The following is a 16,062-nucleotide window of genomic DNA, read 5'->3' on the forward strand; positions in this document are numbered from 1 at the left end:
CCATGTCAACCACAGAAACCCGGGCGAGCAGCCCGACCGACGCCGGGCTCCGGCGCGGCGTCATGAGCGGGCCCGAGCTCGCGGCCCAGGCGATCGCCAACATCGCGCCCAGCGCCGTCATCGCCTTCACCGCGATGTCGATCTTCGTCGGCGCCGGCAACGGGACGATCTACTCGTTCATCCTCGCCACCATCGTCATCCTCTGCGTCGGCTACTGCGTCGTCGTGTTCGCCCGCAAGCACGCCTCGGCCGGCTCGCTCTACACGTACGTGGCGAAGGGCCTCGGCCCGACCGGCGCGTACCTCGCGGGCGTCACCCTCGTCATCGGCTGCTGGGGAATCGCCGCCGGCTCGCTCGGCGGTGCGGTGTCGTACTTCAACCAGTTCCTGGTGCTCCTCGGCGTGCCCGCGGGCGGTGTCGGCTGGTACATCGGTCTCGCCATCGTGCTGGGCGGCCTCGCGACGCTCTTCACCATCCGCGGCATCCGGCTGTCGGCGCGCGTCTCGCTGGTGCTGGAGCTGATCTCGGTGACGATCATCACCATCCTGCTGATCGCCGCTCTCGTCTGGGCGGGCCCCGCCGCGTGGGACCCGGCGCAGGTGTTCGCGCAGGGAGCCCCGTTCCAGGGCATCGCCGCCGGAATGGTGCTCGGCATCCTCGGGTTCGTCGGATTCTCGTCGGCGGACGCGCTCGGCCGTGAGGCGAAGAACCCGTACACCGCCATCCCGCGCGCGATCATGTGGAGCGCCGTCGTCGTCGGCGTGCTCTACGTCTTCGCCGCGTACACGCAGATCGCGGTGCTCCACGACGACCTCGCGACGAGTGCCAGCCCGCTGGAAGACATCGCGAAGCTGATCGGGATGCCGACGTGGTTCGGCCCCATCCTCACCTTCGGCGTCGGTGCCTCGTTCTTCGCCGTCGTCGTCGCGCCGCTCAACGTCGTCGGCCGGGTCATCTACGTGATGGGCAAGGAGGGCGTCGTGCCGGAGCGGTTCGGCCGCACCCACGAGCGCCACCTGACCCCGCACCGTGTGCTGCTGGTCGCCGGTCCCGCGGCCATCGTCCTCGACGTCATCCTGCTGGCCGTCGGTGCGAACCCGATGGACATCGTCGTCTGGGTCGACACCTATGGCACCTACGGCTACATGGTCGCGTACGCGCTCGTCGCCATCGCGTGCATCGCCTACACGCGCCGCGCGGGCATCCCGAACACGCTGGTGTGGGTGTGCGCCGTCGTCGCGGTCGCCGCGATGGCCTACGTGTTCTTCGCGAACGTCTGGCCGGTGCCGGCGTTCCCGCTCAACGTCATCCCGTACCTGTTCCTGCTGACGCTGGTCGCCGCGGTGGCCTGGTTCGCGTACCTGCGGAAGCGCCGGCCGCAGGTCATCCAGAACATCGGCAACACGGAGACGGACGCCCTGGAGGGCGTCGGCTGACGATTACAGACGACGCGGGAGGCGCACGGTCACGACTGCGCCTCCCGTGTCCCCATTCGCGGCCTGGACGGTGCCGTGGTGGCGGTTCACCACCTCGGCGACGAGGGCCAGGCCGAGGCCGTAGTGGCGGCCGCGGTCGTCGCCCGGCTGCGCATCCCGCGCGGTCGCGAAACGCTCGAACGCCCGCTCCTCGACGCCGGCAGAGAAACCGGGGCCGTCGTCCTCCACGGTGAGGATGACGCGGTCGCGGGACGTGGAAACGGTCACCCGGACCTCGTCGGCGGCGTGATCCAGGGCGTTGTCCACCAGGGCGACGATCATCCGCCGGAGCGAGACCGGAGCTCCGGTGACCACGGCGTCCGGGTCGCTCTGCACCGCGATGGCGAGGCCGCGCTCGTCGGCCCGCGCCTTCGCCGAACGGACGACCGTCGCGGCCAGGTCGCCGAGGTCGACGCCCTCGCTCTCCGCCGTCTGCCGCGGATCGGCCGCGGTCAAGAGGTCCTGCACGATCTCGGTGAGCGCCCGGCTGTCGTCGACGATCTCATCGAGACCCGAACGCAGCTCTTCGTCCGGTGCGCCAGTCGACTGCGTCGCGACATGGCGACGCAGCAGCTGGGCACGCGTGCTGAGCAGGGTCAGCGGCGTGCGGAGCTCGTGCCCGGCGTCCGCGACGAAACGTCTCTGCAGGGCGAGCGCGTCCGCGAGGGGCCGGATGGACCGACGAGCGAGGACGAGGCCGATGCCGCCCGCGGCGATCGTCGCGATCACACCGGAGACGACCAGCGCGATCACCAGCCTGCTCAGCTCCTCCTGCTGCTCGCCGAGGCCGTACGCGACCTGGACGACCTTTCCGTGCCGCACGTCCGTCACGGTCAGGTAGCGCTGGCCGTCGGTCTCCACCGACCCGGAGACCGGGTTGCCGGTGCGCACCACCTGCTGGATCGCATCCTCGTCCGGGAGCCCCTCCGGCATGTCGGGCGAACTCTGCGTGCCCTGAGGCGTGACCACCGTGACCAGGAGGTCGCGCGGCGCGTCGTGAACCGAGTCGACCATGGAGGCGTCCGAGAGCGCGCGTTTCGCGGCCTCGGCCTGGCCGGCGGCCACGACGCTGTAGACGACGATGCCGAGCGCGACGAAGAGGCCGACGATGATCAGCGCGAACTGGGCCGCGAGCCGGCGGGAGGCGGAGCGGAGCTCGGTGTCGCGCAGCGTGCGGTCGCTCACTGCAGCGACCCCATCCGGTAGCCGACGCCGCGCACGGTCTCGACGAGCGAGCGCCCGAACTTGCGGCGCAGATGGTGCACGTAGGTGTCGACGACCCCCGGGTCGTCGGCGGCCGCGAACACTTCATCCAGCAGAAGCGTGCGGGAGAACACCTGGCCCGGCCGTCGGGCGAGCAGCTCCAGGAGGTCGGACTCGCGCTCCGAGAGCACGGTGCGCGAGCCGTCGTCGAGGATGACGGAGCGGCTGCCGGTGTCGAGCCGGCCGCCGGGGAAGCGGACCATCGGCACTACGGCCGCGGCTCGACGCGTCAGCCCCCGGACCCGGGCGACGAGCTCGTCGATGTCGAAAGGCTTCGCCAGGTAGTCCTCGGCGCCCGCGTTCAGGCCGTCGACGCGGTCGGGGGCCGTTCCGAGTGCGGAGAGCACGAGGATGGGCGTGGTCACGCCGTCGTCGCGGAGGCGGCGGAGCACATCCAGCCCTTCGACGGCGGGGAGTCCGCGGTCGAGCACGATCACGTCGAACCCGGCGGTGAGCCCGAGATGCAGGGCCCGCTGACCGTCGCGCGCGACCTCGACCTCGAAGCCCTCGGACCCGAGGAGCGTAGCGAGCATGCTCGCGAGGCGGCTGTCGTCCTCAGCGACCAGCACACGCGGCTTTCCGCTCACACCCGCAGTATAGGAGCCGGATGCGCCCTCCACCGGCGGGGCGCCTGCCGTCACGACGCGGTCACCGGGCGCGCGAACACGAGGTCGCCCGCGGCGAGGATGCGGCCAGACGCATCCACCGCAAGGACTCCGTGAGCACCGGAGCGCAGCGCGTGATCGACGCCGTCCGGGCCCATCGCGAACACGGTGGTCGCGAGGACATCCGCGATCGTCAGGTCATCGGCCACGACAGTCGCGCTCAGGAGTGCAGCGGCGGGGGATCCGTCGCGGCCGTCCACGATGTGGGCTCCGCGCTCGTAGGCGCCCGAGGTCGCCACAGCCGCATCGGTGACCTCGAGGACGGCGAGCATGGCGGTCGATTCGTACGGTGAGCGCACGCCGACGCTCCACGGTCTCCCCTCTCCCGGGCTGCCCGACACGACCACGTCACCGCCGGCGTTGAGGCAGAAGTCGCGGAGGCCGGCCGCGCGCAGCTCTCGTGCCGCCCGTGCTGCCGCCCACCCTTTCACGACCCCGTCGAGGTCCCATGAGCCGTCGGGCCGGCGGATGCGGAAGGCGCCCCCCGAGTCGCGTGCTGCGGCCTCGCCGATGGCGACGACCTCGCGGAAGTCGTCGCTGAAACGGGCGTGGTGTTCGGGGGAGGCGTTCGCGCGGCTGACCTCGCTGTCCGGTCGGTAGGTGCTGAAGCGGCGGTCCGCCTCTCGCAACGCCCGGAACGCGCGCTCGGCCGCGGGTCGCGCATCCACGTCGTCCCGCACATCGATGGACATCGGGATGCCCATGACCGTCTCGAGGAACCTCATCGCTGGTCGATCGCCGACTGCACCGATTGGATGTAGCCCTCGGACGTGTAGGTCGCACCCGACACGGTGTCGATGTTCGCCGACTGCGATGCGAGCACTTCCTGCTGCAGGATCGGCAGGGCCCGGTCGTTGATCTCGATGTCGCGCCCGTCGCGGTCGGGCGACTGGAGGGTCTTCACGGCCGTGATCGTGTTGCCGGAGAACGTGACCTCGACCTGGACCGCGCCGTACCGGGTCTGGACGGCCGACCCGGTGATCGTGGTCGTCGCCGCCGCCGAGGACGACGAGGATGACGAGGACAACGACCCCGACGAGCCCGACGAGCCCGACGAGTCCGACGGCGTCGGCGTGGACGACGCTGCCGCCCCGCCACTCGTCGTATCGGACGATTCCGACCCCGACCCGGAGCTCGTCGTCCCCGTGCCCGACGCGGTCGAGTGGACGGACGTGGACGCCGCCGTGACCTGGTCTCCGACGCCGTACAGCTTCAGGCCGACGGTCGCGCCCATGACGACGAGGATGACAGTGAAGAGGACGGTCCCCCGCCAGGATCTGCTGTTCATGACATGCTCAGTTCTTCTCGGTGGATGAAACGCTTGGGCATCCGGAGGGCGCGGAGCGAGCGCTCGACGCGCTCGCCCATTCCTTCGGACCCGCAGATGAAGGCCTCCCAGTCGTGGAGGTCGGGGATCAGGCCGCGGAGCGGCTCGACGTCGAGCGGGTCGTAGCCGAGTTCCGCACGTCGTCCCACGAGGGGGATGACGGTGACGCCGGGCAGGGCCTGCAACTCGCCGAGGAGGGCGAGGTGCCGCGGTGAGCGGGCCCGGTAGAGGACGACGGGGCGGGCGCCGCGCCGTACCAGCTCTTCGGCCAGGGCGCGGATGGGGCCGATGCCGGCGCCGCCCGCGACCAGCAGGATGCGCGACCGGCTCGCGCGGTCCGCGGTGAAGCGGCCGAAGGGTCCCTCCGCGAAGACCAGCGAGCCGGGCTTCAGGGCGGGGAGGCGGGTCGAGTGGTCGCCGATGGCCCCGACGGTGATGCGCAGGTAGCCGTCGGCCGGGACCGCCGACACCGAGTACGGATGCGCCGTGCCCAGGTGGCCCCGGCTGAGGAAGCGGAACAGGAGGAAGTTGCCCGCGCGGACGCCCAGCTGGTCGACCCGCGGTCCGGTCAGCCAGACGCTGTTCACGCCCTGGCTCTCGGGCACGACCGCGGCGACGCGCATCCGGCCCTTCCAGGCGTCGAGCGTCGGCAGGAGGAACCGCCACGTCAGCACGGCGGCCGCCGTGCCCAGGTAGAGCGCGATCCAGAGGATCCGGTTGACCGGGTCGGAGACGAAATGGGCGCCACCGCTCAGCTGGTGGAAGAAGGTGAGGAAGATCGAGACGTAGGTCGTGACGTGCAGCCAGTACCAGACCTCGTAGGACAGCTTCGCGCGGATCAGCCGGGCGCTGCTGAGACCGACGACCAGGAAGGCGATCGTCCCGACCAGGGCCGTCAGCATGTCCGGGTAGTTCTGCAGGATGCTGACGAACTCCGTCCACGGCGGGTTCTTGTCGACCAGTTCGCCGCCGAAGATCAGGAACAGCACGTGCGCCACGATGAGGAACAGCACGGATGCGCCGAGCGAGCGGTGCCAGGAGACCAGCCGGTCGAGACCGACGGCCTTCTCGAACCACGGCACCCGGGCGATCAACAGCACCTGCGCACAGACGAGGAACCCGCCGACCATGCCGGCCAGCTCACCGATCGAGGTGAGGGCGTCGGCCGGGGTCGCGGCGAAGCCGGCCGGCACGCTGAGCCACCACATCCCGAGCACCGCGACGACGCCGAGCGCGAGGACGGCACGAACGGTTCTGGCGCCCCGGCGCGGGTCGCCGACAGCGTGGCGGCTGCGGCGCGGCGCCGGCGGTGCCGACACGGGAACGCTCAACGTCTGATCCATGTATTCCACGATGCAGACGCATTCTTTGTGGGTTCTTACGTGGGCTGGGAGCGCCCTATGCGCACTGTATGAGTTGCGGAAGCCCGCAGCAGGTCAGCCGACGGCGAACTCGACCGCCGCGGCGGCATGCAGGGCCGTGGTCGGGAAGGTCGGCACGGCTGAGTCCTCCGGCCGCACCAGCAGCTCGATCTCCGTGCAGCCCAGGATGACGCCCTCCGCGCCGCCGGCGACCAGCGCGGCGATGGCATCGCGGTAGACGGCTCGGGAGGCCTCGGTGACCACACCGAGGACGAGTTCGTCGTAGATGATCGCGTCCAGCACGGCCTGCGTCTCCTCCGGCGGGACGATCACGTCGAGGCCGTGCGACTCCAGGCGTTCCCGGTAGAACGGCTCGCGCATGGTGAAGCGCGTTCCCAGCAGCGCGACCCGGTGGACGCCGACGTCGCTGACGGCCGCCGCCGTGACGTCGGCCAGGTGCAGCAGCGGGATGCCGACAGCCGCCTGCACCCGGTCGGCGACCTTGTGCATCGTGTTCGTGCAGATCACCACGCACGAGGCGCCCGCGCGTTCGAGCCGGACGGCCTCCTCGGCGAGGATGTCTCCCGCGCGCTCCCAGTCGCCGGAGGATTGCAGACGCTCGATCTCGGCGAAGTCGACCGAGATCATCACCAGATCGGCGGAGTGGAGTCCGCCGAGCCGTTCGCGCACGCCCTCGTTGATCGCCTGGTAGTAGAGGGCAGAGCTCTCCCAGCTCATGCCCCCGAGGAGCCCGATGCGCTTCACGGCCTACTCCTTCTCTACTGCCTTGTTGAACCCGGTCACCGGCTGGCTCTCGTCGAACCCGGCGACGGGCCGACGGAAGCCGCGCGTCAGGAACACGAGGTACGCGAAGCCGATCACCGCCCAGATGATGCCGCCGATCAGCGCGTCGGCGTGAAGGTTCACCCAGAGGATGCCCGTGAGCACCGTCCCGATTCCCGGCAGCACGATGAACCGGACGATGTCCTTCGCGGTGCGGCGACGTCCCTTGCGGATCGCGAACCAGGCGATCACCGAGATGTTGACGAAGGTGAACGCGATCAGGGCTCCGAAGTTGATGAAGGCCGAGATCAGCTCCAGCGAGAACGCCATCGCCAGCAGCGAGATCACGCCGACCAGCACGATGTTGAAGATGGGCGTCTGCGTCTTCGGGCTGATGAAGCCGAAGAATCGGCGGGGGAGGACGTTGTTACGTCCCATCACCAGCAGCATCCGGCTGACGGATGCGTGCGACGCGAGCCCCGACGCCAGGGTGGCGCAGAAACCGGCGGAGACGAAGATCGCCTGGAACACCGGACCGCCGACGATGCGTCCGATCTGCGGCAGCGGGTCGTCCGTGAACTCGCCGAACGGCGCGTTGGTCGGGAAGCGGAGCTGGGTGAAGTAGGCGGCGACCAGGAAGATGGCGCCGCCGATGATGACGGTGAAGAGGATGGCGCGCGGCATGATCTTCGGCGTCTTGGCCTCCTCCGCGTACATCGTGACCGCGTCGAAGCCGATGAACGAGAAGCAGACGACCGTGGCCCCGGTCAGGATCGCGCCGAGCGTGACGCCGTCGTGCACGAACGGCTTCACCGAGGCGACCGTGCCGTCACCGGCGCCGCCGGCGAGCTGCACGACGACCATGACGACGAACACGGTCATCACGGCGATCGCGAAGACGAGCAGGATCATGTTGACGTTCGAGGTGCCGCGCATCGTCAGGGCGATGAGGGTGGTGACACCTGCGCAGTAGACGACGACCCAGATCCATCCGGGGACCGCGGGGAACAGCTGCTCCAGGTACAGCCGGATGATGAGGCAGTTCACCATCGGAAGCAGCACGTAGTCGACGAGCGAGGTCCAGCCGACCATGAACCCCAGGTTCGGGTGCATGGACTCGCGCACGTAGGTGTAGGCGGAGCCGGCGCTCGGGATGGCGCCCGCCATCTTGCCGTAGCTGATCGCCGTGAACATCATCACGACGAGCGCGACGAGGTAGGCGGCCGGGACGACGCCGTTCGTCTGCCCGGAGACGATGCCGAACGTGTCGAACACCACGGTCGGCGTCATGTAGCCCAGGCCGAGCCCGACGATGGCCCACAGCCCGAGGCTGCGCCGCAGCGACGCGCCCTTCGAGGTCGTCGTCGGCAGGGTGGTCGTCACGGGCGTCTCCTTCGGTACCGGTTCTGGCGGCGGCGACCACGGCATCGTGATGCGGGCGGGGACGCCGACTGCCCCTCGACGTTAGCCGATTCCGCCGCCCGGCTCGGAATTTCGGGCCCGGTGATGCGATGCTGGCAGGGACGAAGGGAACGAGCAGTGGACGACAACGCGTTCTTCGAGCGTGCGATCCTCGCATCGGCCGCCGGCCCCGGCGACGATGACGCCATCCGGCAGCTGGGCGAGCTGTTCGATGCGGACGAGCTGGCGGCGTGGAAGGCGTCACGCACCGCGGCGACGCGGGTCGCCGTCCCGGTGGGGCACGACGACGAGGGCGACCGCTACTGGGCGGACTGGGGCGACTTCGGCATCCGCGGTACCTCGCCGACCTCGTACGAGGAGGCCATCGCGGATCTCGCCGTGCATGTTCGCTCCTGGGCCGAGGTGCCGGATGACGGTGAGCACGCACTCGGCCGCACCGACGCCGTGCGGGCGCTCGCCGCGGAGGTGGCCGCGCTCGACGACGACGCGCTGGTCACCTACCTGCTCGTCCGGGCATCCTTCGACCGAGGCCGCCTGACGTTCGGCATCGCGGACTTCGTCGAGGAGGACGGCTCCACCACGCAGCGCGCCGTCCCGCTCGACGAGGGCCGCCCGCCGGCCGAGATCGACCTGCCGGTCGACGGGCGCATGAAGACGTACCAGAGCAGCGTCCGCGGCGACCGCGCCGCCTTCTCGCCGGTCGGATCGGGTCCGAGCATCGTGGACACGCTGCGCCAGGAGGACCCGACCGGGGACTTCGATGCCGAGTTCCCCCGACCGGACCTGCGACCGAGGGAGGCAGAACTGTGAAGCCGGATGTGGCGCTCGCCGAACTCACCACCGTCCGCACGCTCGCCGGGCCGCGCATCCGGCTGGTCCCCCTCGGACCCGAGCACTTCGACGATGTCTGGGCCGGCCTCGGCGACGAGGAGAACATGCGCCTGACCGGGACGCGCGCCGAGTTCACGGAGGAGCTCATCCTCGCGCATCTGTCGCGCATCGGCGCCGCCCCGGACCGCGCCGACTGGGCGATCCTCGACGCGGCAACGGGCGGCTTCCTGGGCGAGATCGTGCTCAACGAGCTCGACGAGGACAGCGCCTCCATGAACACGCGCATCGCTCTGGCGCCCGGGCAGCCCGGCCGCGGGTACGGCACGGAGGCGATGACCGTCGTGCTGGACCACGCCTTCGCGGAGATCGGGCTGCACCGCGTCGGACTCGACGTGTACGGGTTCAACCCGCGGGCGCAGCGGTCGTACGAGAAGGCCGGGTTCGTGGTGGAGGGCCGCCAGCGCGACACCCTGTTCTGGGACGGCGAGTGGACCGACTCCATCCTGATGAGCGTGCTTCACACCGACCCGCGACCGACGTTCCGCTGACCGGATCCTGCGTCCGGTCGGGCTCCAGCCCGTTGACAGCGGGTGCGCACGCGGGCACTATCGCGTCCAGGCCAGAAGACCGTCGGCCGGCGAGGGAGGTGCGCGTGGTGACGTGCGAGGTGGAGGCGCGAGAGCTGTCCCACGCCATCGCCGCGCACGAGCTCGAGGTGCACGTCCAGCCGCAGATCGACCTGGCGACGGGGGAGATCGTCGCCGTCGAGGGTCTCAGCCGATGGACGCATCCCACCCGCGGTCCCGTCCCTCCCGCGGAGTTCGTGGCGCTCGCCGAAGCCAGCGGATCCATCCACGAGCTGGGGCTGTTCGCGCTGCGCGAGTGCTGCCGGATCGGCCGTGACTGGCGCGAGCGCGGATACCAGCTCGCCATCGCCGTCAACGTCTCGCCCCTGCAGCTCGAGACCGACCGCTTCTTCGACGAGCTGGAGCGTCAGCTGGCCGAGTCGGGGCTCCCGCCTGCCGACCTCATCGTCGAGGTGACGGAGGCGGAGCGCATCGAGGACTACGCGGTCGTCGCCGGCAGGCTCGACATCGTTCAGCAGTGGGGCGTCACGGTGTCGATCGACGACTTCGGAGCCGGACACTCGTCGATCGAACGGGCCGTCGGCGTGCACGCCCGCGAGCTCAAGCTCGACCGGAGCCTGGTCGCCCGCGGCGACTGGGACGCCGTCGGCGACGCGGTGGCGATGGCCCAGGGCAGCGGCATGCGGGTGGTCGCCGAGGGCATCGAGACCCGCGAGCAGCTGGAGCAGATCCGCACCTCCGGCTGCGACCGTGCGCAGGGCTACTACATCGCGCGTCCGTGTCCTCCCGATGACCTCGGTGACCGGCTCGGTTCATTCGTGCGCTAAATTCAATGTGTCCTCGCCGCGAAGCGGCCCAGCCATCCGAAGGAGAGTGCGGTGCGGCCCATTGCTGCGGACGATCTGCCCTGCGCTCTTGTCGAGGTGGATACGGACGGTCGCATCCAGGACGCCAACGAGCTCTTCGTCACCTGGACCGGCCTCTCGATGACGGAGTTGCGCGGCCGGGCGTTCAGTTCGCTGCGCACACGCATCGCCGGAGTCGGAGGCCGCACCGACGGCCTCGTCCGGCTGGCGCACGTGGACGGGTCGTCGAGAGCCGTGATCGTCGGCCGTCGCGCCTCCGAGAACGGCGAACTGCTGACCCTGGTGGATGCGACCGAGCGTGCCGAGCACGAGCAGGAGATGGTGCGCTCGCGCACCCTCCAGGAACGTACCCGCAACCGACTCGAGCTCATCATCGACTCGTCGATCGCCTTCTCCGCCGCGACGAACGAGCAGTCGCTGGTCGACATCCTCGCCACGACGGTCGCCAAGGCGTACCAGGCGGAGCAGTCCGCGGTGTTCCTGATCGACGAGCTCGGGATGTTCGCGCAGGCGTCCGGCAGCAACCCGCTCCGCTCGGTGGAGCAGACGGGCTCGCTGGTGGAGCAGGCCTCGCAGCTCCGCCGGGTCGTCGCGATCAGCGGTGCGGCGGCCGCGGACGAGTTCGCACCGGTGCTCGGGCAGGCCATGCGCGACGCGGGCGTGCACGCCGTCCTGGTGGCTCCCATCCAGCACGACGACGTGCTCTTCGGGCTGTTCACCGCCTTCTTCCTCCACCCGCGTCAGTTCGACTCCGAGGCGGCTCCGCTGGCCGACGCGCTCGCCGGTCAGGCTGCGCAGGCGATCACCACCCTTCGGCTGCAGCGACAGCTGGAGCACGCCGCCATGCACGACGAGACGACCGGGCTGCCGAACCGGCGACGCCTCGAGACGCAGCTGATCGAGTACCAGCAGTCGAGCTCCACGCTCGTCGCCACCCTGTTCATCGACCTGGACGGGTTCAAGCGGGTGAACGACGCCCTCGGCCACCACACGGGCGATCTGCTGCTCCGGGAAGTGGGACTGCGGCTGCAGGCGGCTGTCCGTCAGGAGGACCTGGTCGCCCGCTACGGCGGCGACGAGTTCGTGGTGGTCTGCGAGGTGCCCGAAGTGGCGGCCGCCGAAGACGTCGCCGACCGCATCCGCCGCTCGATCGAGCAGCCCTTCCACGACATCCCGGAAGGCTTCCCGATCAGCGCGAGCATCGGCATGTCGCTCGCGCGCACGCAGGACCCCGGGTGGAACCCGGACCGGTTGATCCGCGAGGCCGACCACGCGATGTACTCGGCGAAGAACGCGGGAGGCAACCGCGTCGTTGGCGCCTCGCTCGCCTGACCGATTTCGTTAGCGGTCGTCCGAGGCGTCGGCGTCCTCCCGCACCCGACGGGCCTCGTCGATCAGCGCCTCCTCCTTGTCCGCCGACTTCTCACTGAGCCGTGTGTCGCGAGGCGGCAGCTGGATGGTCTCCTCGGCCTCCATCCCGGCCTGCAGCTCGCGCCCCCGTTCGGTCTCGGCGTCGAACTCCGCGCCGAACAGCAACGCGAGGTTCGCGATCCAGACCCACAGCAGGAAGACGATCACCCCGGCGAGCGGGCCGTACGTCTTCTCGTAGTTCGCGAACGTCGCGACGTAGAACGCGAAGAGGAACGTGGCGACGGCGAGCACGACGATCGCGATGATCGCGCCCATGCTGATCCAGCGGAACTTGGGCTGACGGGCGTTGGGCGCGGCGTAGTACAGGATCGCGATGATCAGGACCACCACGATGAGAAGCAGCGGCCACTTCGCGATCTCCCAGGCGATGCGCGGCGCGGAGCCGAGGCCCAGGGCGTCGCCGATGGCGCGGGTGACCGGTCCGGAGACCACGAGGATGAGGGCGACGATCGTCACGAGCACCACGGTGATGACCGTGACGAGCAGCTGCTGCGGCTTGAGCTTCCAGAACGGCCGGCCCTCGTCGATCTCGTAGATCCGGTTCATCGCGCGGGAGAACGCGCCGACGTATCCGGAGGCGGACCAGATCGCGAGCACGATGCCGGCGACGAGCGCGAAGCCGGAGGCGGGAGAGTTCACGGCGTTCTCGATCGGACCGCGCAGCAGCTGGGCGGTCGAGCCCGGCGCGACGCCCGTGATGATGCCGAGGATGGCATCCGTCGCCGACTTGCCCTGCCCGAGCACGCCGAGCAGCGAGACCAGCGCGATCAGCCCGGGGAAGAGCGACAGGATGCCGTAGTAGGTCAGGGAGGCGGCGATATCGGTGCACTTATCGGTGCTGAACTCGCGGAAGGTGCGCTTGAGCACCAGCTTCCACGACGATCCTTCGAGGTGGGGAGGGCTGTCCGGCTTGCGGGAGTCCTCGGGGGAGGGGGCATCGGCCAGGCGCTTGCTGGCCCCGACGTCGCTCATCGTGCTGGTCCTCTCGGTTGCGCGTCGCTGACGGGACGGCTGGTGGGAAAAGAGAAGCGCGGCGGGAGGCCCGGGGGAGGCCTTCCGCCGCGCTTCGTCGTGGGTGCTACTGGTCGGACTGCAAGCGCTGTCCGGACTGCTTGGCGTCGTCGGCGACGTCGGAGGCGCGATCGGTGGCCTCCTCCTTCACGGTGGACACCCCCTCCTGCGCGGTCTCCTTGACCGACTGCACGGCCTGCTGCGCCGGCTCCTTGAGGTCGTCGGCGACCTGCTTGCCGACCTCGGCGGCCTCGTGGAGCAGCGGCTGCGCGGCGTCCTTCGCGGCGGATGCCAGCTCCTGCTCCTTGTTGCTCGGCGGGATGAGGGAGGCGATCAGCGCACCGACGCCGAAGGCGATGAGGCCGACGGCGAGCGGGTTGCCCTGCGCCTTATCGACGACGGTTCGGCCCGCGTCGGCCACGGAGCTGCCGGCGTCGGAGACGGCGCCCCCCACGCCGCTGCGGACGTCGTCGGCGGATCCCATGATCCGTTCGCTGATGGAATGGAAGGCGCCCTTCACCTTGCGCGTCTGGCGCTGGGCGATCTTGCTGGGCGTGACCTTGTCGGCCAGGGCGTCCACGTCACCGCTCAGGTTGCGGCGCGTCGCCTCGATGTCGGCGCGGATCGCGTCGGGGTCGTCGCTCATCGGTTCTCCTCATTTCGCTTCAGTGTCTCGGGGAATTCTTTGACCGTCTCCACGGTCTGGGGGGCACCCTTGACGGTCTCGAGCTGCTTGCGACCGCGCAGGTACAGGATCAGTGCGACAACGCCCCAGATGACCGCGACGATCACCGCGGACCAGGCGTTGCCGACCAGGTAGCCGAGCGCCCACCACAGGGCGATCGACAGGAAGAAGACGGCCATGAGGCCGGCGTAACCCGCGCCGCCGAGCAGTCCAGCGCCCTTGCCGGCGCGCGTGACGGTCTGCTTGATCTCGGCTTTCGCGAGTTCCATCTCCTGGCGGATCAGGGTGGAGAGGTCGCGACTGACCTCTCCGAGCAGCTCGCCCAGCGAACTGTTCGCTGCCTGCTGCTCCGAAGGGGTGGGTTGATCGGTCATGCCCGGCCTCCGGTGTACCCGGCGCCCGGCAGCTCGGGAAGGTCGTTGCCGGAGTCGTCGTAGAGGTCACCCGTCGCGGTTCCGTAGCCGCCGGCGGTGGTGCCGGTGCCCACGCCGCCGAGGCCGGTGGTGTCGGCTCCGGTGACATCGGGGCTGGGTGCCAGGCCGGTCGTCCCGGCGGTGCCGGTCGTCGCCCCGGTGGTGCCGGTCGATGAGCCTGTGCTGCCGGAGTCGTCCCCGCCGCTGGCGAGCGCACGGGTGAGCCGGCCCGCGAGCGCCCCCGCGATGGCCGCCGCGGCGATGAAGGTGCCCGGGTTGCGCCGCGCGTACGACTTCACCTCGTTGAGCAGCGAGCCGGGGTCGCGCTCGTTCAGCCAGCCCGCGATCGCGTGGGTGCGCTGCGCGGCCTGCCGGACGAGGTCGGTCGCCAGTCCGCCCGACTCGGAGGAGGAGGCCATCTGGTCGAGTTCGTCGCCCACGGAGCGGAGGCCGCTGGCGACCCGCTCCTGCTGCTGTGCGGCCTGGGTCCGGAGCTCCTCCTGCGTCTGGCGGTAGAGGTCCTTCGCCTGCGACTTCGCCTCTCCCGCGACGTTCTTGGCCTGTTCCTTGGCGGTGGCCGCGACGTCCTTGCCTGCCTCTGCGGCGGAGCCGGCGACGCGCCCCGCTTCGTCGCGGACGCCGCCCTGGCCACCGGTCGAAGCACCGCCGCTCAGGTCACCGCCGCTCCGGGCGTCGCCGCTCAGCGAGCCGCCTGTCGGCTGCACCGTCTCGGGGAGGCCGGCCTCCGGCTCGAGCGCGTCGCGTCTGCTGTCGAAGATCGGTGTGTCCGCGGACTGGTCGTCTGACATGGTCATGACTGCCGTTTCCTTTCGGTGGATGTGTCCGGTTGGGATGTGAGGCCCACTCAAGACATGCGAGAGAAGCGGGTCCAGTGATTGACCGTCCCCCCGACGGGGGGTATCCGTGCGTGGAGGACTGCCATCAGGCCCGTGCGGCGACTACGGTGGCGCGCATGGACGTAGAGGACTGGCTGCTCGACTCCGACCCGGCCATCCGCTGGCAGGTGCTCCAGGATCTGGTGGGAGCCCCTCCGGAGCAGGTGGCCGCCGAGCGCGCCCGCGTGGCGACGGAGGGCTGGGGCGCCACCTTCCTGGCGGAGCAGGCGGAGGACGGACTCTGGGACGGCGGCACGTACCGGCCGGGGTGGATCCCGCCCGAGCGTGACGGTTTCGACGCGTGGAGCGGCACTCACTTCAGCCTGCAGCAGCTCGTGGACTTCGGTCTCGATCCGACGAGCGAGCAGGCCCGCCGGGCCGTAGCCCGCGTCCGTGAGAATGTTCGCTGGGAGCACGCCGGCGAGCCCTACTTCGAGGGCGAGACCGAGCCGTGCATCAACGGCGTCGCCCTGACGATCGCCGCCTACTTCGGCGAGGGCGGCGACCGCATCGCCGAGACGCTCGTCGGCTCCCGGCTGGACGACGGCGGCTGGAACTGCTGGGCCGAGTACGGCGCCCGGGTGTCGTCCTTCCACTCCACGATCTGCGCCGTCGAGGGGCTACGCGCGTGGATGCGCGCCGGCGGCGACGACGCGCGCGCGACCGAGGTCGTCGAAGCCGGTGAGGAGTACCTGCTGGAACGCGGCCTGTACCGACGGCGCACGGACGGCTCCATCCCGGACCCGAGGATCACGATGCTGTCGTATCCCGTGCGCTGGTACCACGACATCCTGCGCGGGCTGGAGTACTTCCGGCTGCAGGACCGCCGCGACCCGCGCCTGGCGGACGCCGTCGATCTGGTCCGCGGCAAGGCCGACGCCGACGGCCGCTGGGTGCTCGAGAACATCCACGAGGGTCCGGTGATCGTCGAGTTCGACATGGAGGGATTCCAGAGCAAGTGGGTGACGCTGCGGGCGCTCCGGGTCCTGCGGTGGTGGGACGCCGCCTGACGCCGGATCGCCGACAGGGTCACCGGCGCCGGACGG

At 70.3% G+C, this 16,062-nt stretch carries 18 protein-coding genes; 7 read left to right on the forward strand and 11 right to left on the reverse strand.

The window, feature by feature from the left end; translation table 11 throughout:
• Nucleotides 1-2 precede the first annotated feature (2 nt).
• Nucleotides 3-1,436 carry an APC family permease gene (locus tag J2Y42_RS04905; protein WP_309855542.1) on the forward strand — a complete coding sequence of 478 codons (1,434 nt, stop codon included), beginning with the start codon at nucleotides 3-5 and terminating at the stop codon, nucleotides 1,434-1,436.
• A gap of 3 nt (nucleotides 1,437-1,439) precedes the next feature.
• Here J2Y42_RS04905 and J2Y42_RS04910 read toward each other — a convergent pair whose 3' ends face one another.
• Genes J2Y42_RS04910 through J2Y42_RS04925 form a run of 4 tightly spaced genes read right to left on the reverse strand, consistent with a single transcriptional unit; the run spans nucleotide 1,440 to nucleotide 4,307 of the window.
• Nucleotides 1,440-2,660, reverse strand: a complete 1,221-nt coding sequence (locus tag J2Y42_RS04910) for a HAMP domain-containing sensor histidine kinase (protein WP_309855544.1) — start codon at nucleotides 2,658-2,660, stop codon at nucleotides 1,440-1,442.
• Nucleotides 2,657-3,325, reverse strand: coding sequence for a response regulator transcription factor (locus J2Y42_RS04915; protein ID WP_309855546.1), 669 nt, complete (start codon nucleotides 3,323-3,325; stop codon nucleotides 2,657-2,659). The genes J2Y42_RS04910 and J2Y42_RS04915 overlap by 4 nt, the downstream gene beginning before the upstream one ends.
• A 50-nt stretch (nucleotides 3,326-3,375) precedes the next feature.
• Complete coding sequence (locus J2Y42_RS04920; protein ID WP_309855548.1) at nucleotides 3,376-4,128, reverse strand: FAD:protein FMN transferase; 753 nt, start codon at nucleotides 4,126-4,128, stop codon at nucleotides 3,376-3,378.
• On the reverse strand, nucleotides 4,125-4,307 hold the full coding sequence (locus J2Y42_RS04925) for an FMN-binding protein (protein ID WP_309855549.1): 183 nt from the start codon (nucleotides 4,305-4,307) through the stop codon (nucleotides 4,125-4,127). Before J2Y42_RS04925 ends, J2Y42_RS04920 begins: the two co-directional genes overlap by 4 nt.
• Before the next feature lie 4 nt (nucleotides 4,308-4,311).
• Here J2Y42_RS04925 and J2Y42_RS04930 point away from each other — a divergent pair, with 4 nt between their 5' ends.
• Nucleotides 4,312-4,719, forward strand: coding sequence for a hypothetical protein (locus tag J2Y42_RS04930; protein ID WP_309855551.1), 408 nt, complete (start codon nucleotides 4,312-4,314; stop codon nucleotides 4,717-4,719).
• Here J2Y42_RS04930 and J2Y42_RS04935 read toward each other — a convergent pair.
• The 3 genes from J2Y42_RS04935 to J2Y42_RS04945 form a co-directional block, all read right to left on the reverse strand.
• Nucleotides 4,688-6,073, reverse strand: coding sequence for a ferredoxin reductase family protein (locus J2Y42_RS04935; RefSeq protein WP_309855553.1), 1,386 nt, complete (start codon nucleotides 6,071-6,073; stop codon nucleotides 4,688-4,690). The two genes, J2Y42_RS04930 and J2Y42_RS04935, sit on opposite strands and share 32 nt — an antisense overlap.
• A gap of 93 nt (nucleotides 6,074-6,166) precedes the next feature.
• Entirely contained in the window at nucleotides 6,167-6,856 is a 690-nt protein-coding gene (locus J2Y42_RS04940; RefSeq protein WP_309855555.1) for an aspartate/glutamate racemase family protein, read from the reverse strand.
• Nucleotides 6,857-6,859: 3 nt separating this feature from the next.
• Nucleotides 6,860-8,257 carry an APC family permease gene (locus J2Y42_RS04945; RefSeq protein WP_309855556.1) on the reverse strand — a complete coding sequence of 466 codons (1,398 nt, stop codon included), beginning with the start codon at nucleotides 8,255-8,257 and terminating at the stop codon, nucleotides 6,860-6,862.
• Nucleotides 8,258-8,413: 156 nt separating this feature from the next.
• Between J2Y42_RS04945 and J2Y42_RS04950 the strand changes: the two genes are divergently transcribed.
• From J2Y42_RS04950 to J2Y42_RS04965, 4 genes are all read left to right on the forward strand, one after another.
• Nucleotides 8,414-9,106 carry a hypothetical protein gene (locus J2Y42_RS04950; protein ID WP_309855558.1) on the forward strand — a complete coding sequence of 231 codons (693 nt, stop codon included), beginning with the start codon at nucleotides 8,414-8,416 and terminating at the stop codon, nucleotides 9,104-9,106.
• Nucleotides 9,103-9,675 (forward strand): GNAT family protein, encoded by a 573-nt coding sequence (locus J2Y42_RS04955; RefSeq protein WP_309855560.1) that lies wholly within the window; start codon nucleotides 9,103-9,105, stop codon nucleotides 9,673-9,675. The genes J2Y42_RS04950 and J2Y42_RS04955 overlap by 4 nt, the downstream gene beginning before the upstream one ends.
• Before the next feature lie 104 nt (nucleotides 9,676-9,779).
• A complete protein-coding gene (locus J2Y42_RS04960; protein ID WP_309855561.1) occupies nucleotides 9,780-10,541 on the forward strand; it encodes an EAL domain-containing protein in 762 nt (253 codons plus the stop codon).
• Nucleotides 10,542-10,592: 51 nt separating this feature from the next.
• Nucleotides 10,593-11,912 carry a diguanylate cyclase domain-containing protein gene (locus J2Y42_RS04965; protein WP_309855563.1) on the forward strand — a complete coding sequence of 440 codons (1,320 nt, stop codon included), beginning with the start codon at nucleotides 10,593-10,595 and terminating at the stop codon, nucleotides 11,910-11,912.
• 9 nt (nucleotides 11,913-11,921) lie between these two features.
• Here the strand turns inward: J2Y42_RS04965 and J2Y42_RS04970 are convergent, their stop codons facing one another.
• The 4 genes from J2Y42_RS04970 to J2Y42_RS04985 form a co-directional block, all read right to left on the reverse strand.
• Nucleotides 11,922-12,983, reverse strand: a complete 1,062-nt coding sequence (locus tag J2Y42_RS04970; protein ID WP_309855565.1) for a YihY/virulence factor BrkB family protein — start codon at nucleotides 12,981-12,983, stop codon at nucleotides 11,922-11,924.
• Between the two features lie 106 nt (nucleotides 12,984-13,089).
• Nucleotides 13,090-13,668: a DUF3618 domain-containing protein gene (locus J2Y42_RS04975; RefSeq protein WP_309855566.1), complete on the reverse strand. Its 579-nt coding sequence runs from the start codon at nucleotides 13,666-13,668 to the stop codon at nucleotides 13,090-13,092.
• Nucleotides 13,665-14,081 carry a phage holin family protein gene (locus J2Y42_RS04980; protein WP_018189081.1) on the reverse strand — a complete coding sequence of 139 codons (417 nt, stop codon included), beginning with the start codon at nucleotides 14,079-14,081 and terminating at the stop codon, nucleotides 13,665-13,667. Before J2Y42_RS04980 ends, J2Y42_RS04975 begins: the two co-directional genes overlap by 4 nt.
• On the reverse strand, nucleotides 14,078-14,935 hold the full coding sequence (locus J2Y42_RS04985; RefSeq protein ID WP_309855567.1) for a hypothetical protein: 858 nt from the start codon (nucleotides 14,933-14,935) through the stop codon (nucleotides 14,078-14,080). Before J2Y42_RS04985 ends, J2Y42_RS04980 begins: the two co-directional genes overlap by 4 nt.
• 158 nt (nucleotides 14,936-15,093) lie before the next feature.
• On the opposite strand from J2Y42_RS04985, the gene J2Y42_RS04990 reads away from it, so the two are divergent.
• Nucleotides 15,094-16,026, forward strand: coding sequence for a hypothetical protein (locus J2Y42_RS04990; RefSeq protein ID WP_309855569.1), 933 nt, complete (start codon nucleotides 15,094-15,096; stop codon nucleotides 16,024-16,026).
• Nucleotides 16,027-16,062 lie beyond the last annotated feature (36 nt).

This window comes from Leifsonia sp. 1010 (genome assembly GCF_031455295.1).
In the GTDB taxonomy this organism is placed as follows: domain Bacteria; phylum Actinomycetota; class Actinomycetes; order Actinomycetales; family Microbacteriaceae; genus Leifsonia.

What these genes read in the sequence shown, in the direction of transcription:
- J2Y42_RS04990 (WP_309855569.1), top strand. Translation starts at nt 15,094, where the DNA reads ATGGACGTAGAGGACTGGCTGCTCGACTCCGACCCGGCCATCCGCTGG.
- J2Y42_RS04970 (WP_309855565.1), bottom strand. Translation starts at nt 12,983, where the DNA reads ATGAGCGACGTCGGGGCCAGCAAGCGCCTGGCCGATGCCCCCTCCCCC.
- J2Y42_RS04985 (WP_309855567.1), bottom strand. Translation starts at nt 14,935, where the DNA reads ATGACCATGTCAGACGACCAGTCCGCGGACACACCGATCTTCGACAGC.
- J2Y42_RS04920 (WP_309855548.1), bottom strand. Translation starts at nt 4,128, where the DNA reads ATGAGGTTCCTCGAGACGGTCATGGGCATCCCGATGTCCATCGATGTG.
- J2Y42_RS04980 (WP_018189081.1), bottom strand. Translation starts at nt 14,081, where the DNA reads ATGACCGATCAACCCACCCCTTCGGAGCAGCAGGCAGCGAACAGTTCG.
- J2Y42_RS04905 (WP_309855542.1), top strand. Translation starts at nt 3, where the DNA reads ATGTCAACCACAGAAACCCGGGCGAGCAGCCCGACCGACGCCGGGCTC.
- J2Y42_RS04975 (WP_309855566.1), bottom strand. Translation starts at nt 13,668, where the DNA reads ATGAGCGACGACCCCGACGCGATCCGCGCCGACATCGAGGCGACGCGC.
- J2Y42_RS04935 (WP_309855553.1), bottom strand. Translation starts at nt 6,073, where the DNA reads ATGGATCAGACGTTGAGCGTTCCCGTGTCGGCACCGCCGGCGCCGCGC.